The organism is Nocardioides lianchengensis, from assembly GCF_900101465.1.
GTDB classification, from domain to species: domain Bacteria; phylum Actinomycetota; class Actinomycetes; order Propionibacteriales; family Nocardioidaceae; genus Nocardioides; species Nocardioides lianchengensis.
On the sequence record NZ_FMZM01000011.1, the window covers coordinates 208,559 to 229,060 of the forward strand.

The following is a 20,502-nucleotide window of genomic DNA, read 5'->3' on the forward strand; positions in this document are numbered from 1 at the left end:
CGGTGGTCGAGCAGCGAAGCCGCGCTAGCGGGTGAGCGCCAGTCGAGACCCCCGCAGCCAGCAAGCGACCTCAACCAAGGTCACCGCTCGGGTGCGGGGGTTTCGACACGGTCGCCAGCGCGACCTGCTCAACCACCGGTGGTGATCCCGTCGGAACCGGTCGGGTCACCGGGTTTCGAGGATCGCTGCGCTCGCACCTCCACCAGCGTCGGGACACCGTGTACTCTTGTTGCACATCGTGAGTGTTGTTGCATGATCCGCAACAGTATGAGGAGATCGCCGTGAGTGGTCCGCAGGTCGTGGTCATCGGGGCCGGGGTGGTGGGGGCGGCGCTGGCCGACGAGCTCACCGAGCGCGGGTGGACCGACGTGACCGTGGTCGACGCGGGCCCGATCCCGCACACCGGCGGCTCCTCGACGCACGCGCCGGGGCTGGTCTTCCAGGCCAACGGGTCGCGGATGATGACCGAGCTGGCGACGTACACGGTCAAGAAGCTCGTGTCCCTCGCGACCGAGGAGGGGCCCTGCTTCCTCCAGGTCGGCGGGCTGGAGGTGGCCACCACGCCGGAACGGCTGCGCGAGCTGCACCGGCGAGCCGGCTGGCTGGCCGCCAACGGCGTACCGGCCCGGATCCTGACGCCGGCCGAGTGCGTCGAGCAGCACGACCTGCTCGACCCCGACCTGGTCCTCGGCGGGCTGCTCACCCCGACCGACGGGCTGGCCAAGGCGGTGCGGGCGGTCGACGCCCAGACCCGCCGGGCGGTCGAACGTGGCGCGACGCTCCGGCCCGGCACCGAGGTGCTCGACGTCCTGGTCGAGGACGGCCGGGTCGTCGGCGTCGAGACCAGCCAGGGCCGCATCGACGCGGAGGTCGTGGTCTGCTGTGCCGGCATCTGGGGCCAGAAGGTCGCCGCGATGGTCGGCCTCGACCTGCCGCTCACCCCGCTCGAGCACCAGCTGGTCCGCACCACGCCGGTGCCGGCGATGGCCGGCCAGGCCGAGGAGGTACGACGCCCGATCCTGCGCCACCAGGGCGAGGACCTCTACTACCGCGACGACGTCGACCGGCAGGTCGTCGGCTCCTACGCGCACCGCCCGATCCCGGTGACCGTCGACGACTTCGACGACTGGGGCGGTGAGGTCATGCCGAGCGTGCGGACCTTCACCCCCGAGGACTTCGAGGGCCCGTGGAAGGACTCGCAGACACTGCTGCCCGCGCTGGCCGAGGCGGCGCCGGAGTCCGGCATCAACGGCATGTTCTCCTTCACCACCGACGGCGGCCCGCTGATCGGCGAGAGCCCCGACGTGGCCGGGTTCTGGGTCGCCGAGGCGGTCTGGGTGACCCACTCCGCCGGCGTCGGCCGCGCCGTCGCCGAGCTGCTGGTCGACGGCGTGCCCACCACCGACCTGCACGAGGCCGCGCTCGACCGCTTCGAGCGCCACCAGCGCGGTCCGGCGTACGTCCTGGAGCGCGACCAGCAGAACTTCGTCGAGGTCTACGACGTCCTGCATCCGCTGCAGCCGATGGAGTCGCCCCGCCCGCTGCGCCTCTCGCCGTTCCACCGCCGCCAGGAGGAGCTGGACGCGTTCTTCCTGGAGGCGAACGGCTGGGAGCGTCCCCAGTGGTACGGCGCCAACGCCTCGCTCCTCGGCCGGTACGACGTGCCGGTCCCCGGCGAGTGGGCCGCCCGCTACTGGTCGCCGATCGCCGGGGCCGAGGCGCGGGCCACCCGCGACGGCGTGGCCCTCTACGACATGACCGCGTTGAAGCGGATCGAGGTGGTCGGCCGCGGCGCGACGGAGTTCCTGCAGGGGCTGGTGACCGGCAACGTGGCCACCTCGGTCGGCAGCGTGACCTACTGCCTGCTGCTCGACGAGCGCGGCCGGATCCGCAGCGACGTCACCGTCGCGCGACTGAGCGCCCCGCCCGGCCAGCAGCGCTACCAGGTCGGCGCCAACGGCAACCTGGACCTGGCCTACCTGCAGGCGCTGGCGCCCGCCGACGTGTTCGTCCACGACATCACCCCCGGCACCTGCTGCCTCGGCCTCTGGGGACCGTTGGCCCGCGAGGTCATCTCGTCGGTCTCGACCGACGACTGGTCCAACGACGGGGTGCGGTACTTCCGCGGCCTGGAGGCCCACGTCGGGATGGTGCCGGTCACCGCGCTGCGGCTGTCGTACGTCGGCGAGCTCGGCTGGGAGCTCTACACGACCGCCGACCTGGGCCAGAAGCTGTGGGACACCCTGTGGGCGGCCGGGCGCGAGCACGGGATCGTCGCCGGCGGCCGGGCCGCCTTCACCTCGCTGCGGCTGGAGAAGGGCTACCGGTCCTTCGGCTCCGACATGACCTGGGACCACACCCCCGCCGAGGCCGGGCTGTCGTTCGCGGTCAAGACGGCCAAGGAGGAGTTCGTCGGCAAGGCCGCGCTCGAGGAGCTCGGCGAGCCCACCCGGCGGCTGGTCTGCCTGACCTCCCCCGACCCGCTGGCCGTGGTGATGGGCAAGGAGCCGGTGCTGGCCGACGGCGAGCCGGTCGGCTACGTCACCAGCGCCGCCTGGGGCTTCACGGTCGAGCGGGCCATCGCCTACGCCTGGGTCCCGGCCGCGCTCGCGGAGGTCGGCACCGAGCTGGAGATCGGCTACTTCGACCAGCGGCTGCCGTACGCCGTCACCGCGGAGCCGCTCTTCGACCCGTCGATGTCGAGGCTGCGCGGATGAAGGTCTCCCCCCGCCTCCCGGAGCACCCCGACTTCCTCTGGGCCGACGCCGAGCCGCGGACGTCGTACGACGTCGTCATCGTCGGCGGCGGCGGCCACGGCCTCGCGACGGCGTACCACCTGGCGAAGGACCACGGCATCACGAACGTGGCGGTGCTGGAGAAGGGCTGGCTGGCCGGCGGCAACATGGCCCGCAACACCACGATCATCCGGTCCAACTACCTGTGGGACGAGAGCGCCGGGATCTACGAGCACTCCCTGAAGCTGTGGGAGACGCTCGAGGAGGAGCTCGGGACGTCGGTGCTGTTCAGCCAGCGCGGCGTGCTCAACCTGGCCCACAACCTCGCCGACGTCCGCGAGGGCAAGCGGCGGGTGAACGCCAACCAGCTCAACGGGCTCGACGCGCAGTGGCTGACGCCGGAGGAGATCGGCAAGATCGTCCCGATCCTCGACGTCACCGACCGGCCGCGGCACCCCGTCCACGGCGGCACCTTCCAGCCGCGGGCCGGCATCGCCAAGCACGACCACGTGGCCTGGGGCTACGCCCGGGCCGCGCACGCGCTCGGCGTCGACATCATCCAGGGCTGCCAGGTGACCGGCTTCGAGACCTCCGGCGACACCGTCGTGGCCGTGGAGACCACCCGCGGGCGGATCGGCGCCGGTCGGCTCGCCCTCTGCGCGGCCGGGCACTCGTCGGTGCTGGCCGACCTGCTCGGCGTCCGGCTGCCCACCCAGAGCCACCCCCTGCAGGCGCTGGTGTCCGAGCTGCTGGAGCAGGTCCTCGACACCGTCGTGATGTCCAACGCCGTGCACGTCTACGTCTCCCAGGCCCACAAGGGCGAGCTGGTGATGGGCGCCGGCGTCGACCCGCAGATCGGCTACGGCCAGCGCGGGTCGTTCCACGTCATCCAGGACCAGATGGCCGCGGCGGTCGAGCTGTTCCCGGTCTTCGCCCGCGCCCACGTGCTGCGCACCTGGGCCGGCATCGTCGACGTCACCCCGGACGCCTCGCCCATCATCGGCCGCCTCGACCAGTGGGAGAACGCCTACGTGAACTGCGGCTGGGGCACCGGCGGCTTCAAGGCCACCCCCGGCGTCGGCTCGGTGTACGCCGCCACGGTGGCCGACGAGCGCGCGCATCCGCTGGCCGCGCCGTTCGCGCTGGACCGCTTCACCACCGGCCGGCTCATCGACGAGCACGGCGCCGCGGCGGTGGCGCACTAGTGATCAGGGTCCCCTGTCCCCACTGCGGCGACCGCGACGAGACCGAGTTCCACTACGGCGGCGAGGCCGGCGTGGCGTATCCCGCCGACCCCTCCGCGCTCGACGACGCCGCGTGGGCGTCGTACCTCTTCGTGCGGAGCAACCCCCGCGGCTGGCTGCGCGAGCGCTGGTTCCACGGCGCCGGCTGCCGGCGCTGGTTCAACCTGGAGCGGCACACCGTGACCGACGAGATCAGGAGTCCCTCCGAGATGAGGCCCCAGTGAGCAGGCGGCTGGACACCGGAGGCTCGCGGATCGACCGGTCCCGGCCCGTCACGGTCACCGTCGACGGCCTCGAGATCGAGGCCTACGCCGGCGACACGCTCGCCTCGGCGATGCTCGCCGCGGACCTGCCGCTGGTCGGGCGCGGCATCTACTCCGGCCGGCCCCGCGGCCTCGTCGGTGTGGGCGCCGAGGAGCCGAACGCCTGGGTGCAGGTGCTCTCCCGCGGCGGCGAGCCGATGGTCCAGGCCACCCTCCTGGACGTGTACGACGGCCTCGCGGTCGAGCTGCTCGCGGGCCGCGGCCGGCTGGTCGCCGAGCCCGACAGCACCCGCCACGACACCCTCTTCTCGCACTGGGAGGTCGTGGTCGTCGGGGGCGGAGCGTCGGGTCGGCGCGCCGCCGCCGCTGCCTCGCCCGAGGGCCGGGTGCTGCTGCTGGACGACGGGCCGGCGGTGGCTCCCCTCGACGGGGTGACCACGTGGGCCCGCACCACCGCGACCGGGCTCTACGGCCACGGCCGGCTGGTCGCGGTCGAGCGTCGTACCGACGGCGACCGGCTGCATCACCTGCAGTGCGGCCGGGTGGTGCTGGCCACCGGCGCCCAGGAGCGCGGCCTGGTCTTCGAGGACGACGACCGGCCCGGGGTGATGCTGGCCGGCGCGGCCGCGTCGTACGTCGAGCGGTACGGCGTGCTTCCCGGCGAGCGGGCCGTCGTCTGGGTCGCCCACGACCCGGGCCTGCGCGCCGCCGTCGCGCTGGCCGACGCGGGCGTCGAGGTGCTGGCCGTGCTCGACGTGCGCGACCGGATCGCCGAGCCGTACGCCGACGCGCTCTCCGCCCGCGACATCCCCGTGCACCTGGGCGCGGAGGTGACCGGCACGTCCGGCGACGACCGCCTCTCCCGGGTCCACACGTCGGCCGGGGACCTGGACGCCGACCTGCTCGCGGTCAGCGGCGGCCGCAACCCGGCCGTCCAGCTGTGGAGCCACCCCGGCGGCCGGACCCGCTGGTCGGACGAGGTCGCCGGCTTCGTGCCGGTGACCGGGCCCGGCGACCGGGTGACGGTCGTCGGCGCCGCGGCGGGCGAGCCGGCGCACCGCAGCTACCTCCCGCCCGCGACGTGGTTCCGCTCGTCGACCGGCGACCCCGAGCGGATCTTCCTCGACCCGCACCGCGACGCCACCCTGCACGACCTGCAGCGCGCGCACACCGCCGGGCTGACCAGCGTCGAGCACGTCAAGCGGTTCACCACGATCGGCACCGGCGCCGACCAGGGCCGCGGCGCGGGCGTGCTGACCGTCGGCGTGCTCGCCCAGCAGCTCGGCCGCCCGGTCGGCGAGGTCGGGACCACGACCTACCGGCCGCCGTACCTGCCGCTGTCCTTCGGCCTGCTCGCCGGCCGCAACCGCGGCGAGCTGTCCGACCCGGTCCGGCTCTCGCAGCTGCACGACCGGGTCGCGCACGCGCCGATGGAGGACGTCGGGCAGTGGAAGCGGCCGTGGTACTTCCCCGGCGCGGAGGAGTCGCTGGACGAGGCCGTCGCCCGTGAGGTGCGCGCGGTGCGCACCGGCGTCGGCATGATGGACGCCTCGACGCTCGGCAAGATCCTGCTGCAGGGCCGCGACGTCGGCGTGCTGCTCGACCGCGTCTACACGAACCTGTTCTCGACGCTGAACGTCGGCAAGGTCCGGTACGGCGTGATGTGCGGCCCGGACGGCATGGTCGTCGACGACGGCACCACGGCCCGGCTCTCCGAGACGGAGTGGCTGATGTCGACCACGACCGGCAACGCCGCGGCGGTGCTCGACGCGCTCGAGGAGTGGCACCAGACCGAGTGGCCCGAGCTCGACGTGACGATGACGTCGGTGACCGACCAGTGGTCGGTGGTGGCCGTCGCCGGCCCCTTGTCGCGCGACGTCGTGGCCGCACTGGCGCCCGAGCTGGACTGCTCGGCGTCGGCCTTCGGGTTCATGGAGTGGCGGTCGACCACCGTGGCCGGGATCCCGGCGCGGGTCATGCGGATCTCGTTCTCCGGCGAGCTGGCCTTCGAGCTGAACGTGCCGAGCTGGTGGGGCGCGGCCCTGTGGGACGCCGTCGCGCAGGCGGGCGCGCCGTACGGGATCACGCCGTACGGCACCGAGACGATGCACGTGCTGCGCGCCGAGAAGGGCTTCCCGATCGTCGGTCAGGACACCGACGGCACCGTGACCCCCCACGACCTCGGCATGTCCTGGGCGGTGTCGCGGAAGAAGGTCGACTTCATCGGCAAGCGCTCCCTGGCCCGCGCCGACGCGCAGCGGCCGGACCGCCGCCACCTGGTCGGCCTGGTGCCGGTCGACGGCGTCTCGCGGATCGTCGAGGGGTCGCAGCTGGTCGCCCACGGCGCGGACCTGACGGCGTTCCCGGTGCCGATGGCCGGACACGTCACCAGCGCCTACCCCGCCGGCCACGACGGCCGCCCGTTCGCGCTGGCCCTGCTCGACGCCGGCCGTGACCGGCTCGGCGAGGTCCTCGACGCGGTCGACGACCTGGTACCGGTGCCGGTGCGGGTCACCGGCCCGGTCTCGTACGACGTGGAAGGAACCCGCCGTGACGGCTGACGTCCTCGCCCTCCGCCGCTCGCCCCTCCACGGGACCGGCTTCGGCCTCGCCGCGCCGGGCCTGACGATGGCCGAGGAGCCGTTCCGCTCGCTCGTGGAGGTGCGGTCCCCTGCGGCTCCCGCCGGCGAGCTGGTCTGGCGCCTGGGCCCGGACTGGTGGCTGGTCGACGGCCCGCCGGCCCCGGTCGTCGCGCTCGAGGTCCCACTGGCCGGTGAGCTGCGCGCGGCCGGAGGCGTCGCGACGGACGTCTCCGCGCACCGCACCACCCTCGTCCTGACCGGCCCGCACGCCGCGACGCTGATCGCCCACGGCTGCCCGATCGACCTGTCGATCGTCCCCGTCGGCGGCTGCGTCCAGGGCACCCTCGCCGGCGCCCAGGTCGCGCTCGGCCGGACCGGCCCGGACTCCCTGCGGGTCTACGTGCGAGCGGCCTTCGCCCGGCACCTCGCGACCTGGCTCAGCGACGCGGCGACGCCGTACGTGGAGTAGTACGGGGAGGGGCACACGTGTGCCCCTCCCCGTACTACTCGAACGCCCGCCGGTCCCGGACGCCGCCGCTGCGCGCTCAGTGCCGGACGGCCCACCACCGCGAGGTGGCGTGGGAGGCCAGCCCGACGGCGGCGCCGACCGCGGTCGCCCCCATCCCGATCAGGCCGACCCCGATGACGAAGAGCCCGTCGGCCCCCGGCTCGCTGCCCCAGTCCGCGAACGCGATCGCGCAGAGCCCGAGGACGGCGCCGGTGACGACCGCGACCGGCGACCACCACCACGCCGCGAGGAACACCAGCACGATCAGCGTCACGCCCAGTCCCACGACCTCGTAGGGGTGGTACGGGCCGCCGTAGCTGCCGGTGACCGGGTCCTCCCAGCCCTCCGCGTGCCAGCCGAGCCAGGCCAGCCAGGCGACGACGGAGGCAGCAGCGGAGAGGAGGAGGGCCAGGGCGGGAGCGAGGATCTTCACGGGTCCAGCCTTCCGCCCGGCGGCCTCTCACGCCTGAGCACGCGGGCTCAACCCACCCGCGCGCTGACCACCCGTCCGGACGGGTCGTGCGCGAGGTTCAGCCGGTCCGGCCGGAAGTCCATGGTCAGCATCGCGTCGAGCGCGTGCGCGCGCACCTGCCAGCCCGCCTCGGTGGCCAGCCGCGAGGCCTCGGCGGCGTCGAGGCCGACCAGGGTGGCGGGGTCCCGCCCGTCGGGCGCGGCCGTCGTACGACGCAGGAACGGCCGCAGCGCGCCCACCGCCTTCGCTGGCTGCGTCACCGCGATGCCCTCGCCGATCGCGCGCAGCACCCAGCCCTCGTCCGTACGGCGGAGCAGCGCCATCGCCAGGCCGGTCTGCGGGACGCCTGCGGTGAGCGTGAACCGCGCCAGCTCGGTGCCGGTGGTGTCGTCCACGACGCGGCACGACGCGTTGGCGATCCAGTCGAGGGTGTGCCCCTGGTAGCTGCTCACCAACAGCGCGATCGCGTCGACCTTCGCGTAGACGCGGGCCAGGTCGACCACGATGGCCTCGTCGTCGCCGTCCCCGGCACCGCTGCGGTTGTCGCCCTGGTGCACCACCGAGCCGTCGCGGGTGGCCAGGTTGTTGTAGAAGGCCAGGTCGAAGAGCTGCTCGCCGGCGAACTGCACCGCGGAGGCGTCCAGGTCGACGTCGCGGGCGGCGCCGGCCGGTCCGGCGTTGCGCTCGGCGTCCCAGGCCAGCCCCAGCCGCAGCCGGGTCACCGGCTCCCCGGTCTCGGTCGCGAGCGTCCACTCCTGGCCCTGGTGCAGCGTGATCACGGGGCCGAAACTACCCCGCGGCCAGGTAGCCCAGCGCCACGTCCACCAGCGAGACCCGCGGCAGCCCGCGGACCTCGTCGAGCGGGAACCAGCGCGCCTCGTCGGTCGTGCCGCCGACCTCGGGGGTCAGCTCACCCCCGGTGACGGTCGCCGCGAACACCACCCGGACCGCCTTCAGCGGCCGCTCCGAGCCGTTGGACCGCTGCGCCGGCGAGAAGACGAACGAGTCGACGCCGAGCAGCCCGTCGAGGCGGACGTCGTAGCCGGTCTCCTCGAGGACCTCGCGCACCGCGCCCTCCTCGACCGTCTCGGCGAGCTCGACCCCGCCGCCCGGGAGCGTCCACCGTGGCTGGTCGCCCTCGTTCCACAGCGCCAGCAGGACGCGGCCGTCGTCGTCGCGGATGACGGCGTACGCCGCGAGCCGGGTGTCGTACTCGGTGTAGTGAGGCAGATCGGTCACGTGACCATTCTCGCGTGCCGGCTCAGAACGGAATGTTCTGGCGCGCGACGGGTTCCGGATAGGCATGACCGTTCCGACCATCACCCTGAACGACCAGACGTCCATCCCGCAGCTCGGCTTCGGCACCTACCAGGTCCCGCCGGAGGAGACCGCTGCGACCGTCGCGACGGCTCTCGAGGTCGGCTACCGCCACCTCGACACCGCCCAGATGTACGGCAACGAGCAGGGCGTCGGCGAGGCCATCAAGGCCTCCGGCCTGGCCCGCGACGAGCTCTACGTGACCAGCAAGCTCAACAACGGCTTCCACCGGCCCGACGACGCCCGGCGCTCGTTCGACGAGACGCTGACCAAGCTCGGCCTCGACAAGATCGACCTGTTCCTCATCCACTGGCCGCTGCCCTCGAAGTACGACGGCGACTACGTGTCGACCTGGAAGACGCTGGCCGAGTTCGTGGCCGACGGCCGCGCCGCGTCCGTGGGCGTCTCGAACTTCCAGCCCGACCACCTCGACCGGATCGTCGCCGAGACCGGCGTCGTCCCGGTGGTCAACCAGATCGAGGTGCACCCGTACTTCACCAACGAGGCCGCCCGGGCCGCCTCGATCCGCCACGGCGTCGAGGTCGAGGCCTGGTCCCCGATCGCCCAGGGCGGCGTCCTCGACGACGAGGTGATCGGCAAGATCGCCTCGGCCCACGGCAAGACCGCCTCGCAGGTCACCCTGCGCTGGCACCTCGACCGCGGCGACATCGTCTTCCCGAAGTCGATGCGCGAGGAGCGGATGCGCGAGAACTTCGACCTCTTCGACTTCTCCCTCACCCCGGACGAGATCGAGCAGATCGCCGCACTGGACAAGGGCGAGGCCGGCCGCACCGGCCCCAACCCCGACACCTTCGACTACATCCCGTAGGTCGCCGAGGTCTCGATACGCTCGCTGGCGCTCACTACTCGACCAACGAGACCCGCTCGCTACTCGACCAACGAGACCCCCTCGTTGGTCGAGTAGCCCCGCGAGGAACGAGCGAGGCGTATCGAGACCCCCTCGTTGGTCGAGTAGCCCCGCGAGGAACGAGCGGGGCGTATCGAGACCCGGTCAGTCAAGCGCGCGGCCCCAGGACTCCAGGATCCGGGCGAGGGCACCGCGGTCCTCGGGCGGGACCGCAGCCAGCAGCCGGTGCTCGTTGGCGATGTGGGCGGCGAAGGCGCGGTCCATCAGCTCCCGGCCGGCCGGCGTCAGCGCCACGACCCGGCCCCGGCCGTCGTGCTCGCTGGCCCGGCGGGTCACCCAGCCCTGCTGCACGCACCGGTCGACCCGCTTGGTGATCGCGCCCGAGGTGACCATGGTGCCGGCGGTCAACGCGCTCGGCGTCAGCTCGTACGGCGGCCCGCTGCGACGCAGCGTGGCGAGCACGTCGAACTCCCCCTCACCGAGCCCGAACTCGGCGTACACCGCGACCAGCTCCTCGGTGAGCCGCAACGCCACCCGGTGCAGCCGGGCGATCACCGCCTGGGGCGAGACGTCGAGGTCGGGCCGCTCGACGGCCCACTGGGCCATCACCCGGGCGACGTGATCGGGCTCGTTGCTCACGAGCTGGAATATATCTGACATGGAAACTATTCTGTTTTCCATGGAAACAAAGGTCCTCGTGACGACCGCCCTCGCCCCGATCGCCTGGGGCAGCGGCTACTACGTGACCGAGACCTATCTGCCGCCGGACCGCCCGCTCTTCGGCGCCCTGGTCCGCGCACTCCCGTTCGGCCTGCTCCTGCTGGCCTTCCGGCCACAGCTGCCGCGTGGCGCCTGGTGGTGGCGGGCCGCCGTCCTCGGCGTCCTCAACGTCGGCGCCTTCTTCGTGCTGGTCTTCGTCGCGGCCTACCGCCTGCCCGGCGGCCTGGCCGCGACCCTCACGGCCACCAGCCCGATCGCGATCATGCTGCTGGCCTGGCTGCTGGTGCGCGAGCGGCCGCACGTCGCGTCGATCGCCGGCGCCGCGGTCGGCGCGGTCGGGGTGGCGCTGCTGGTGCTGCGCTCCGGCTTCGCCGTCGACCCGTACGGCGTCGCCGCGTCGCTCGGCGCGGTCGCGATGTCGTCGCTCGGCTACGTGCTGGTCAAGCGCTGGTCCGCGCCGGTCGACCTGCTCACCCTCACTGCGTGGCAGCTGGTCGCGGGCGGCCTGGTGCTGCTGCCGGTCGCGCTGCTCGTCGAGGGCGCCCCGCCCCCGATCGACGCCCGCGCGGTCGGCGGCTTCCTGTTCATCGGCCTGGTCGGGACCCTGCTGGCGTTCGTGGTCTGGTTCCGCGGGCTCCGCGAGCTGCCGGCCGCGGCGGTCGCGCTGGTCGGACTGCTCAACCCGGTCGCGGGCACCCTGATCGGCATCCTGCTGGCCGGCGAGTCCTTCGGGGCGACCCAGGCGGGCGGGATGGCGCTCGTCCTCGCCGGGGTGCTCGCCGGGCAGCCCGCCGTACTCGCCGCGCTCCGCCGGCGCCAGAATGGGCCGGATGCAGCCGTCGTCGGGGACCGGGAGCACGTTCCGGCTGCGTGACGTCGCGCTGGTCGGCTACGGCCCGACCATCGTCAACGCCACCGGGCACGGCGCCGTCATGCCGGTGCTGGCGCTGCGCGCCCGGGAGCTCGGCGCCGACGTCAGCACCGCGGCCCTCGTGGTGGCGCTGCTCGGCATCGGCCAGCTGCTCGGCTCCCTCCCGGCCGGCGCCCTGATCGCGCGCATCGGCGAGCGCCGCACCCTCCTGTACGGCGGACTGGTCGACGCGGTCGTCATGGTGGCCGCCGCCCTCAGCGGATCGGTCCTGGTGCTCGGTGTCGCGACCGTCCTGAGCGGCTTCACCTGGACGGCGTTCCTGCTGGCCCGCCAGGGCTTCATGATCGATGCAGTCCCGCTCTCCCACCGGGCCCGCGCCCTCTCCGGACTGGGCGGGGCGCACCGGGTCGGGATCTTCCTCGGCCCGCTCCTGGGCGCCGCACTGATCCACGTCACGAGCCTGCGCTCGGTCTTCGTGCTGGCCGCCGTCATGTCGGTCGCGTCCGCGTTGATGGCCCGCTTGATGCCCGACCTTGGCTCGGAGAACCGGCAGGAGGCGAGCTCGGTCGGCCACCTGAGCGTCTGGTCGGTGCTGGCCGCGCACCGTCGTACGCTCCTGACGCTGGGGGTGGCGATCGTGGTCATCGGCGCGTCCCGATCGGTCCGCAACGGCCTGCTGCCGCTCTGGGCCGACCACGTCGGGCTCGCCGCCTCGACCACGTCGCTGATCTTCGCGATCGCCGCCGCGATCGACATCGCGTTCTTCTTCCCGGGCGGCTGGCTGATGGACACCCGCGGTCGCACCGTCGTCGCGGTCCCGGTCGTGGCCACGGTGGCGGTCGCGGCGCTGCTGCTCCCGCTCACCCACGAGGCCTGGTCGGTCACCCTCGTGGTCGCCCTGATCGCCCTCGGCAACGGGCTCGGCTCGGGCATCGTGATGACCCTCGGCGCCGACGCGGCGCCCGCCCAGGGGCGCTCGCAGTTCCTCGGCGGCTGGCGGCTCTGCGGCGACCTCGGCAACACCGCCGGCCCGCTGCTGGTGGGCGCGGTCGCGCTGGTGGCCCCGCTGGCCACGGCCTCGGTCGCCATCGGCCTGCTGATGGCCGCCGGAACGGCCTGGGTCGGCTACTGGGTACGACGGGCCGACCGCGAGCGGTCGGTCAGCGGACGGTGACCGTGACCTCGTTGGAGACCAGGCCGTTGTCGGTGTCCTTCATGCGGAACTTGTTCTTGCCGAGCTGACCGGTCTGCACGTAGGTCGTGAACGTCTCGTTGCTCACCGACGCGGTGACGGGGAACTCGATCCATTCCTCGCCGGCCAGTCGCTCGACCTGCAGGATCGCCCCCTCACCGTCGGGGTAGACGCCCGTGAGGTCGATGTTCTCCATCGGGCCGACCTCGCTCTTCCCGAGCGACAGGGTGATCTCGTCCTCGGGCTCCTCGGACTCCGTCGGCGCCGGCGCCGAGGAGGTCTCGCCCGGCGCGAAGGTGATCGCGGGGTCGTTGGAGTCCGGCGTCTTGGACGGCGTCGGGAGGTAGAGCGACTCGGCCGAGCTCGTCTGGGTCGTCGCCGAGTCCTCGCCCAAGCCGAGCACCTGCGTGGCCGCCAGGGCCGCACCGCCGAGCACCAGGCCGACGACCACGGCGACGCCGACCAGCGCGACGATGCCTGTCAGGACGGGACGTCCCTCTCCTTGGGCCATGGGGCGCTCACTCCAGGTCGTGCGGTCGGCGTACGACGGCCATTGTCGGGGACGACGCCAACTCGCACCAAGCCAGGGACCCGCTCACCGCGGCTCGAGGACCACCACGGGGATCTCGCGGTCGGTCCAGCGCGCGTACTTCTCGAAGTCGGCGTAGAGCTCGACCAGCCGCGGCCACAGCGCCGCCCGCTCGTCGGGCCCGGCCTCGCGGGCCCGCACCGCCCGCTTCCCGCCGGGCAGGTGCACGACGGTGTCGGGGGCGGCCAGCAGGTTGGGGTACCACTGCGGGTTCTTCGGGAGCCCGCCCTGCGAGGCCACGACGACGAGGTCGGCGCCGTCGCGGAGATAGAGCAACGGGGTCGTGAACCGCTTCCCGGACTTGCGGCCGACGTGGTCGAGGAGCAGCGTCGGCACCGGCTTCCTCCAGCCCGCGCCGATCCGCCACTTGTTGCCCACCCGGCCGTTGGTCAGCCGGAACACCTTCACCTGGGCCTTCGCCATGTACTTGATGACCTTGACGGTGACCGGCGAGTCCAGGCCCTCGGGACGCTCCTCGGGAAGACCCACGACTCAGACCGTCCGCTTCCAGACGATCTCCTCGTGCAGCTGCCGGCTGCGCCAGCCGTCGGCCGTCCGGGTCAGCGTGTGGTGATAGATGCCGCCGAACTCCACGACCTTGCCGTCCGCCGTCGGCATCGGGTTGTGGAAGTAGGCGTCCACGGTCGCCTCGTCGCCGTCGATCGCGATGTCGAGCTGGCCGAGGGTGTGCATTCGCTTCGGGAAGAAGGCGGGCAGCACCTCGGCCAGCCAGGGCTTCACCTCGGCGTACGACGCGTCGATGCCGCCCGACTCCACGTAGTTGATCTGCGCGTCGGGCGTGAAGACGGTGTCGAGCTTGTCCCAGTCACCCGTGTCGATCGCCCGCGTGTAGCGGATGAGCACGTCGGTGATCTCGAGCCGGTCGGAGATGGTCTGCAGGTCCACGTCCCGAACTGTGGCATGAAACTGGAACACGTTCTAGTGTTCGGTCTTATGCGATTCACGTACGCCGAGGCGATGACCCAGGCGAAGTTCTACGCACCGCTGGCCCAGGCGGCCGAGGCGGCGGGCTACACGAGCATGACCGTGGCCGACAGCCTCATCTACCCGGAGCACTCCGACTCGAAGTACCCCTACACCGACACCGGTGACCGGGAGTTCCTCGACGGCAAGGAGTTCATCGAGGCGATGGTGCTCTGCGCCCACCTCTTCGCGGTGACCACCACGCTGCGCCTGACGCCGTTCGTCATCAAGCTGCCTGTCCGCCCGCCGGTCCTGGTCGCCAAGCAGGCCTCCTCGCTGGCCTTCCTCTCCGACAACCGCCTCGGCCTGGGCGTGGGCATCTCTCCCTGGCCCGAGGACTTCGCCAACCTGGGCGTCTCCTGGGAGCGCCGCGGCAAGCGGATGGACGAGTGCATGGACATCCTGCGTGGGCTCACCACCGGCGAGTTCTTCGCGTACGACGGCGAGTTCTACCAGGTCGACTCGCTCAAGCAGTGCCCCGGCGCGACCGAGAAGATCCCGCTCCTGGTGGGCGGTCACGTGGACGCCGCGCTGCGGCGCGCCGTCCGCAAGGGCGACGGGTGGATGCACGCCGGCGGCGACGGCGAGGAGCTCGACCGGCTGCTGAAGCGGCTCGCCGAGATCCGCGCCGAGGAGGGCGACACCCGCGACGACTTCGAGGTGCACGTCATCTCCTACGACGCCTACGACCTCGACGGCATCAAGCGCCTGGAGGACAAGGGCGTCACCGACTGCATCGTCGGCTTCCGGGTCCCCTACATCAAGGGCCCCGACACCGAGCCGCTCGACGCCAAGATCAAGCACCTCGAGCAGTACGCCGAGAACATCATCAGCAAGGTGAACGGATGACCCCCCACGCCCACCCCCACTCCCGGTGGTTGAGGAGGTCGCTCTGCGACCGTCTCGAAACCCCTGGTGCCGAGAAGCCGGCTCGATCGAGGCCGTCGTACGGCCCACCGGGCTTCGAGACGGGACTTCGTCCCTCCTCAGCCACCGGCGCTGGGGCGGGAGGTCTCGCATGAGTGAGTCGCTCGACCTGACCAAGCCCCTCCGGGACGCCATCGCGGAGGCGGAGGAGCTGGTCGCCAACGCGCCGTTCATCAGGACCGAGGCGGACCGGCTGGAGGGCTACGACTACCTGTCCGGGCGGATCCGGATGGCCATGCAGATGGCCTTCGACCACGACCTCGACCGGCCGGTCTTCATCAATCCCACCCACCAGTACTCCCGCCAGGGCCTCGACAACCCCGACGCGATCTACTTCAACGCCTACCTCAAGGAGGGCGTCGAGTACGTCGTCCGCGGCCGCCGCGGCACCAGCGCCGACCTGTCCTTCCAGGTGATGGGCGGGGCGTACTCCGCCGACTCCGCGGCGACGTCGCTGATGGCCTTCGACGACCGCGAGCTGGAGAAGGACGCCGACGGGAACTTCGAGTTCACCTACGTCGCCGAGCCCGGCGCGAAGACGCTGATCGTGCGCGAGGTCTTCAACGACTGGGACACCGAGGAGCGCGGCACGCTCACCATCGAGCGCCCCGACACCCTCGGGAAGCCAGCCGCGCCGTTCAGCGAGGACCGGCTGCGCAAGCGCTACGAGGTGGCGGCCCGGTCGCTGGTCGGCTCGATCCAGACGTGGTTCGCCTTCCCCCACTTCTTCCAGTACAAGGAGCCGGCCAACACCCTGACCCTCCCGCAGTCGACGCCCGGCGGGCTGGCCTCGCAGCGCTCCTCGATCGGCCACTACGAGTTGGCCGAGGACGAGGCGATGATCGTCACCGTCCCGGAGTGCGCGGACTGCTCCTACCAGGGCATCCAGATCGGCTCGGACTGGTACGCCTCGACCGACTACGAGACCCACCAGACGTCACTGACCAAGGCCCAGGCGGTCACCGACCCCGACGGGAAGATGCGGTTCGTGGTCTCCGAGGGTTCTCCGGGCATCGCCAACTGGCTGGAGACCCTCGGTCACCGCACCGGCGCGATGATGCTGCGCTGGCAGCGTCTGGAGCGCGACCTCGGCCCCGAGGACGGCCCGGTCGTCGAGATCTGCAAGCTCTCCGAGGTCGCCGACCGGCTGCCTCACTTCTCCCCCGTCACCACCGAGGAGTACGCCGAGCGCATCGCCGCGCGTCAGCGCTCCGTTGCCCGAAGGATGATCAGCTGATGACCGAGCTTGGCTACGCCGAGGCCCACGACACCTCGATCGAGGAGCGCTACTCCGCCGTACCCCTGCTGAAGGGGAAGGTGATCGTCATCTCCGGCATCGGCCCCGGGCTGGGCCGGTCGCTGGCCGACGAGGCCGCGAAGATGGGCGCCGACCTGGTGATCGCCAGCCGCACCGAGTCCCGCCTGCTGGAGCTGCAGGCCGACCTCGAGGGCCACGGCGTGAAGGTGGTCAGCGTGGTCACCGACGTGACCGACGAGGACTCGCGGGTGAACCTCCGGGACAAGACCCTGGAGGCCTTCGGCCGCGTCGACTGCGTCATCAACAACGCGTTCACGATCCCGCCGATGGACCCGATCACCCAGATCGACCCGCGCAAGCTCGCGAAGGTCAACGAGACCAACGTCTTCGCTCCGCTGAGACTCTCGGCGCTCTTCGCCGACGCCCTCGCGGAGTCGAAGGGCTCGCTGATCATGCTGAACTCCTGCGTCTCGTTCTCCTCGCAGCCCGAGTACGCCGGCTACAAGCTCTCCAAGGGCGCCCTCGAGCACCTGGCCTCTTCGCTGGCCACCGAGCTCGGCCCCCGCGGCATCCGGGTCAACAGCGTCGCCCCGTCGTACATCTACGAGGACGTGAACCGCGGCTACTTCGACTTCCTCGGCGCCGTCGAGAACAAGACCCACGAAGAGGTGTACGCCGAGAAGGCCGCGCCCACCGACCTCAAGCGGCTGGCCTCCTCCGAGGAGGTCGCCCGCGCGACCCTCTTCCTCGCCTCCGACCTCGCCTCGGCGGTGACCGGCCAGATGCTCACCGTCGACTGCGGCGAGTTCCACGACTGATGGGCGCACCCCCGGTGGTTGAGGAGGGACGAAGTCCCGTCTCGAAACCCGGCGAGACGTACGACGGCCTCGATCGAGGTCGCTGGCCGGCTGCGGGGGTTTCGAGACGGTCGCAGAGCGACCTCCTCAACCACCGGGGGCGGCCGGGACGACGAAAGGCGACACGATGAGCGACAACATCATGGTGCGGACCCGCCCCGACCTCGGGTCGTACGACGAGATCGCGGCCGCGGCGGTGCGCACCACCGGCCTGAGCGACTTCGGCGACGGGGTCCACGAGGAGGGCCTGCGGGTCCTGGCCGAGGACCTGGCCTCCCCGGAGGCGGGGCTGACGCCGCTCGGCAACTACTTCCAGCGCTCCGAGGTGAAGGGCGCGCTGGTCGGCGTACTGCTGACGCAGGCGCAGTTCGCGGCCCACCCGGAGCACCGCGACGTCCCCATCGAGCGGCCGATCTTCCTGATGGGCCTGCCGCGCACGGGGACGACCGCGCTGCACCGCTACCTGCACGCCGACCCGAACGCCCAGGGCCTGGAGATGTGGCTGACGCAGTACCCGCAGCCGCGGCCCCCGCGGGACACCTGGGAGTCGGACCCCATCTTCACCGCCATGCAGTCGGCGTTCGCGGCCCACCACACGGACAGCCCCGAGTTCATGGGGATCCACTACATGGATGCGACGACGGTCGAGGAGTGCTGGCGGCTGCTGCGCCAGACCGGCAAGTCCAACTCCTACGAGTCGCTAGCCAACCTGCCGCGCTACACCTCGTGGCTGAAGGAGCAGGACTGGACCGACGCCTACGCGCGGCACAAGCAGAACCTCCAGCTGGTGGGCCTCAACGACCCCGAGAAGCGCTGGGTCCTGAAGAACCCGTCCCACATGACCGCGCTCGACGCCCTGATGACGGTCTACCCGGACGCGCTGATCGTCTACACGCACCGCGACCCGGTCACCTGCATCGCGTCGTCCTGCTCGCTGTCCGCGGAGACGACCGCGGGCCACAGCTCGACGTACGTCGGCGGCGTGATCGGCCACACCCAGCTCGACCTGTGGTCGCGGGCCTTCCACGCCTTCCACGACGCGCGGCCGAAGTACGACCAGAGCCAGTTCATCGACATCGCCTTCCAGGACCTGGTCACCGATCCGCTCGCGGTCACCCGCCGGGTCTACGACCAGTTCGGGCTCGACTGGACCCCCGAGGTGCAGACGGCGATCGAAGAGATCGACCAGGAGTCCAAGCAGGGCAAGGCCAAGCCCTCGCACAGCTACACGTTGAAGGACTACGGCCTCACCGAGGCCCGCGTACGAGAGGCGTTCGACCGCTGACCCACGCCGACCTTCGCTGGTCGAGCGCCGACCGTCGCTGGTAGCGCGGACCCCCGCTGGTCGAGCGCCGACCGTCGCTGGTAGCGCGGACCCCCGCTGGTCGAGCGCCGACCGTCGCTGGTAGCGCGGACCCCCGCTGGTCGAGTAGCGAGCGCAGCGAGCGTATCGAGACCCAAGGAGCAACATGACCAAGAAGCGCATCGTCGTCTGGGGCACCGGCGTCGTCGGATCGATGGTGATCGCCGAGATCCTCGACCACCCGGTGTTCGAACTGGTCGGCGTCGGCGTCTCGCGGGAGGCGCGCGCGGGCCAGGACGTCGGCACGCTGCTCGGCCTGGAGCCGGTCGGCATCGCCACCACGACGTCCGTCGACGACCTGATCGCGCTGCGGCCCGACGCCCTGGTCCACTACGGCCCGACCGCCCAGAGGGCCGACGAGAACATCCGGGTGATGTCCGCCTTCCTGCGCGCCGGCATCGATGTCTGCTCGACCGCGATGACGCCCTGGGTGTGGCCGCAGATGAAGCAGAACCCCGCGCCGTGGATCGACCCGATCACGGAGGCCTGCGCCGCCGGTGGCTCGTCGTGCTTCACCACCGGCATCGACCCCGGCTTCGCCAACGACCTGTTCCCGCTGACCCTGATGGGCCTCTGCGGTCGGGTCGACTCGGTGCGCGCCTCGGAGCTGCTCGACTACACCGACTACGAGGGCGACTACGAGGACGAGATGGGCATCGGTCGTCCGCCGTCCTTCACCCCTCTGCTGGAGATCCCCGACCTGCTGGTCATGGCCTGGGGCGCCACCGTCCCGATGATCGCCCACGCCGCCGGCATCGAGCTCGACGACATCACCACCACCTGGGAGAAGTGGGTGACGCCCGAGAACCGGAAGACCGCCAAGGGCGTGATCCCCGCCGGCAACGTCGCGGCGATCCGCTTCACCATCAACGGCGTGTACGACGGCCGCGAGGTGATCACCCTCGAGCACGTCAACCGGATCGGCCTCGACGCCGCCCCCGAGTGGCCGGCCGGCTCCGCCGACGACGTCTACCGCGTCGACATCTCCGGCTCGCCGTCGATCAGCCAGGAGACCGCCTTCCGGTTCACCGACGGCTCCGGCCGCTCCCCCGCGGTCGCCGGCTGTCTCGCGACGGGACTGCGGGCGCTGAACGCCGTACCTGCCGTCAACGACCTGCCCGCCGGCTGGGTCACCGCCCTCGACCTCCCCCTCGTCCCCGGCGTCGGCACCATCCGCTGACCTCTCTCCAGCAGTCCCCGCCGGCAGTCCCCGCCAGCAGTCCCCGCCGGCAGTCCCCGCCGGTGGTCCCCGCCGGTGGTCCCCGCCGGTGGTCCCCGCCGGTGGTCCCCGCCGGTGGTCCCCGCCGGTGGTCGAGCAGTGAAGGACGAAGTCCTGAACGCCCGTCGAGACCCCCGCAGCCAGCAAGCAACCTCCGGTAGGTCGGCCCCTGCCGTGACGTCTGCTCGGTGCACCAGGCCGGTTCGAAGACATTTACAGAAAGAAGGGGGCTCACCGTCCGCGGTGATCAAGGGCCATCACGAGGCTGCTTCTGGCTTTCGGTCACCTGGGGTCGACCGTTCGAACTAGGCTGTGGACAACCCTCGCATTCGATAATGTGTTCGAGTAGAATGGGCGCATGGCTCGGGACCTCGACGACTGCGACACCGCACCCGCGGTGCTCGCCTTCGTCCGCGCCCGACGATCTGCCCAGTTGCAGGCCGAGGCCGACCAGCTCGCCGCCGCCGTCACCTGGGCCGGCATGCACTCCACCGACTCCCTCCACGACGCCGCCGCCGTCTGGATCCCCGGCT

20 protein-coding genes are annotated in these 20,502 nt (G+C 71.9%); 13 read left to right on the top strand and 7 right to left on the bottom strand.

What is annotated here, in order from left to right; all coding sequences use genetic code 11:
* The first annotated feature begins 281 nt into the window (after positions 1–281).
* From BLT76_RS19665 to BLT76_RS19680, 5 genes are read left to right on the top strand one after another with little or no spacing between them, the layout of a single operon-like run.
* Entirely contained in the window at positions 282–2,717 is a 2,436-nt protein-coding gene (locus BLT76_RS19665; protein WP_090859987.1) for a GcvT family protein, read from the top strand.
* The gene (locus BLT76_RS19670; protein WP_090859989.1) at positions 2,714–3,940 is read left to right on the top strand and encodes a sarcosine oxidase subunit beta family protein; all 1,227 of its coding nucleotides are present in this window, start codon (positions 2,714–2,716) and stop codon (positions 3,938–3,940) included. Before BLT76_RS19665 ends, BLT76_RS19670 begins: the two co-directional genes overlap by 4 nt.
* Complete coding sequence (locus tag BLT76_RS25870) at positions 3,940–4,203, top strand: sarcosine oxidase subunit delta (protein WP_170867159.1); 264 nt, start codon at positions 3,940–3,942, stop codon at positions 4,201–4,203. Before BLT76_RS19670 ends, BLT76_RS25870 begins: the two co-directional genes overlap by 1 nt.
* Positions 4,200–6,803 (top strand): 2Fe-2S iron-sulfur cluster-binding protein, encoded by a 2,604-nt coding sequence (locus tag BLT76_RS19675; RefSeq protein WP_170867160.1) that lies wholly within the window; start codon positions 4,200–4,202, stop codon positions 6,801–6,803. Before BLT76_RS25870 ends, BLT76_RS19675 begins: the two co-directional genes overlap by 4 nt.
* Positions 6,793–7,293: a sarcosine oxidase subunit gamma gene (locus tag BLT76_RS19680; protein WP_211753077.1), complete on the top strand. Its 501-nt coding sequence runs from the start codon at positions 6,793–6,795 to the stop codon at positions 7,291–7,293. The genes BLT76_RS19675 and BLT76_RS19680 overlap by 11 nt, the downstream gene beginning before the upstream one ends.
* A gap of 76 nt (positions 7,294–7,369) precedes the next feature.
* On the opposite strand, the gene BLT76_RS19685 is transcribed toward BLT76_RS19680, so the two are convergent.
* From BLT76_RS19685 to BLT76_RS19695, 3 genes are read right to left on the bottom strand one after another with little or no spacing between them, the layout of a single operon-like run.
* Entirely contained in the window at positions 7,370–7,765 is a 396-nt protein-coding gene (locus tag BLT76_RS19685) for a hypothetical protein (RefSeq protein WP_090859991.1), read from the bottom strand.
* A gap of 47 nt (positions 7,766–7,812) precedes the next feature.
* Positions 7,813–8,583 carry a TerD family protein gene (locus tag BLT76_RS19690; protein ID WP_090859993.1) on the bottom strand — a complete coding sequence of 257 codons (771 nt, stop codon included), beginning with the start codon at positions 8,581–8,583 and terminating at the stop codon, positions 7,813–7,815.
* Between the two features lie 10 nt (positions 8,584–8,593).
* The gene (locus tag BLT76_RS19695) at positions 8,594–9,043 is read right to left on the bottom strand and encodes an NUDIX hydrolase (RefSeq protein WP_211753079.1); all 450 of its coding nucleotides are present in this window, start codon (positions 9,041–9,043) and stop codon (positions 8,594–8,596) included.
* Between the two features lie 64 nt (positions 9,044–9,107).
* Here BLT76_RS19695 and BLT76_RS19700 point away from each other — a divergent pair, with 64 nt between their 5' ends.
* A complete protein-coding gene (locus BLT76_RS19700; protein WP_090859997.1) occupies positions 9,108–9,950 on the top strand; it encodes an aldo/keto reductase in 843 nt (280 codons plus the stop codon).
* Positions 9,951–10,133: 183 nt separating this feature from the next.
* Here BLT76_RS19700 and BLT76_RS19705 read toward each other — a convergent pair whose 3' ends face one another.
* Positions 10,134–10,649: a MarR family winged helix-turn-helix transcriptional regulator gene (locus BLT76_RS19705; RefSeq protein ID WP_090860000.1), complete on the bottom strand. Its 516-nt coding sequence runs from the start codon at positions 10,647–10,649 to the stop codon at positions 10,134–10,136.
* Between the two features lie 19 nt (positions 10,650–10,668).
* Here BLT76_RS19705 and BLT76_RS19710 point away from each other — a divergent pair, with 19 nt between their 5' ends.
* Both BLT76_RS19710 and BLT76_RS19715 read left to right on the top strand, forming a co-directional pair.
* Positions 10,669–11,583 (top strand): EamA family transporter, encoded by a 915-nt coding sequence (locus BLT76_RS19710; protein ID WP_090860002.1) that lies wholly within the window; start codon positions 10,669–10,671, stop codon positions 11,581–11,583.
* Positions 11,540–12,754: an MFS transporter gene (locus tag BLT76_RS19715; protein WP_211753080.1), complete on the top strand. Its 1,215-nt coding sequence runs from the start codon at positions 11,540–11,542 to the stop codon at positions 12,752–12,754. Before BLT76_RS19710 ends, BLT76_RS19715 begins: the two co-directional genes overlap by 44 nt.
* Here BLT76_RS19715 and BLT76_RS19720 read toward each other — a convergent pair.
* The 3 genes from BLT76_RS19720 to BLT76_RS19730 form a co-directional block, all read right to left on the bottom strand.
* Complete coding sequence (locus BLT76_RS19720) at positions 12,741–13,283, bottom strand: hypothetical protein (RefSeq protein WP_090860006.1); 543 nt, start codon at positions 13,281–13,283, stop codon at positions 12,741–12,743. The two genes, BLT76_RS19715 and BLT76_RS19720, sit on opposite strands and share 14 nt — an antisense overlap.
* Positions 13,284–13,367: 84 nt before the next feature.
* On the bottom strand, positions 13,368–13,850 hold the full coding sequence (locus BLT76_RS19725) for a nitroreductase/quinone reductase family protein (RefSeq protein ID WP_244509495.1): 483 nt from the start codon (positions 13,848–13,850) through the stop codon (positions 13,368–13,370).
* A 3-nt stretch (positions 13,851–13,853) separates the two neighbouring features.
* Entirely contained in the window at positions 13,854–14,267 is a 414-nt protein-coding gene (locus BLT76_RS19730) for a nuclear transport factor 2 family protein (RefSeq protein ID WP_090860008.1), read from the bottom strand.
* 48 nt (positions 14,268–14,315) lie between these two features.
* Here BLT76_RS19730 and BLT76_RS19735 point away from each other — a divergent pair, with 48 nt between their 5' ends.
* The 5 genes from BLT76_RS19735 to BLT76_RS19755 all read left to right on the top strand — a co-directional run bounded on the left by BLT76_RS19735 (position 14,316) and on the right by BLT76_RS19755 (position 19,930).
* The gene (locus BLT76_RS19735; RefSeq protein WP_090860010.1) at positions 14,316–15,194 is read left to right on the top strand and encodes a TIGR03619 family F420-dependent LLM class oxidoreductase; all 879 of its coding nucleotides are present in this window, start codon (positions 14,316–14,318) and stop codon (positions 15,192–15,194) included.
* Positions 15,195–15,363: 169 nt separating this feature from the next.
* A complete protein-coding gene (locus BLT76_RS19740; protein WP_090860011.1) occupies positions 15,364–16,509 on the top strand; it encodes a hypothetical protein in 1,146 nt (381 codons plus the stop codon).
* Complete coding sequence (locus BLT76_RS19745; protein WP_211753082.1) at positions 16,509–17,348, top strand: SDR family oxidoreductase; 840 nt, start codon at positions 16,509–16,511, stop codon at positions 17,346–17,348. Before BLT76_RS19740 ends, BLT76_RS19745 begins: the two co-directional genes overlap by 1 nt.
* A 166-nt stretch (positions 17,349–17,514) precedes the next feature.
* Complete coding sequence (locus BLT76_RS19750; protein WP_090860012.1) at positions 17,515–18,672, top strand: sulfotransferase family protein; 1,158 nt, start codon at positions 17,515–17,517, stop codon at positions 18,670–18,672.
* Between the two features lie 184 nt (positions 18,673–18,856).
* Positions 18,857–19,930: an NAD(P)H-dependent amine dehydrogenase family protein gene (locus BLT76_RS19755; protein ID WP_090860013.1), complete on the top strand. Its 1,074-nt coding sequence runs from the start codon at positions 18,857–18,859 to the stop codon at positions 19,928–19,930.
* Positions 19,931–20,502: the final 572 nt, after the last annotated feature.

Excerpts from the sequence above, each read along its gene's own strand:
- BLT76_RS19735 (WP_090860010.1), top strand. The coding sequence starts at position 14,316 with ATGCGATTCACGTACGCCGAGGCGATGACCCAGGCGAAGTTCTACGCA.
- BLT76_RS19740 (WP_090860011.1), top strand. The coding sequence starts at position 15,364 with ATGAGTGAGTCGCTCGACCTGACCAAGCCCCTCCGGGACGCCATCGCG.
- BLT76_RS19670 (WP_090859989.1), top strand. The coding sequence starts at position 2,714 with ATGAAGGTCTCCCCCCGCCTCCCGGAGCACCCCGACTTCCTCTGGGCC.
- BLT76_RS19755 (WP_090860013.1), top strand. The coding sequence starts at position 18,857 with ATGACCAAGAAGCGCATCGTCGTCTGGGGCACCGGCGTCGTCGGATCG.
- BLT76_RS19750 (WP_090860012.1), top strand. The coding sequence starts at position 17,515 with ATGAGCGACAACATCATGGTGCGGACCCGCCCCGACCTCGGGTCGTAC.
- BLT76_RS19745 (WP_211753082.1), top strand. The coding sequence starts at position 16,509 with ATGACCGAGCTTGGCTACGCCGAGGCCCACGACACCTCGATCGAGGAG.
- BLT76_RS19700 (WP_090859997.1), top strand. The coding sequence starts at position 9,108 with ATGACCGTTCCGACCATCACCCTGAACGACCAGACGTCCATCCCGCAG.
- BLT76_RS19705 (WP_090860000.1), bottom strand. The coding sequence starts at position 10,649 with ATGTCAGATATATTCCAGCTCGTGAGCAACGAGCCCGATCACGTCGCC.
- BLT76_RS19710 (WP_090860002.1), top strand. The coding sequence starts at position 10,669 with ATGGAAACAAAGGTCCTCGTGACGACCGCCCTCGCCCCGATCGCCTGG.
- BLT76_RS19715 (WP_211753080.1), top strand. The coding sequence starts at position 11,540 with ATGCAGCCGTCGTCGGGGACCGGGAGCACGTTCCGGCTGCGTGACGTC.
- BLT76_RS19720 (WP_090860006.1), bottom strand. The coding sequence starts at position 13,283 with ATGGCCCAAGGAGAGGGACGTCCCGTCCTGACAGGCATCGTCGCGCTG.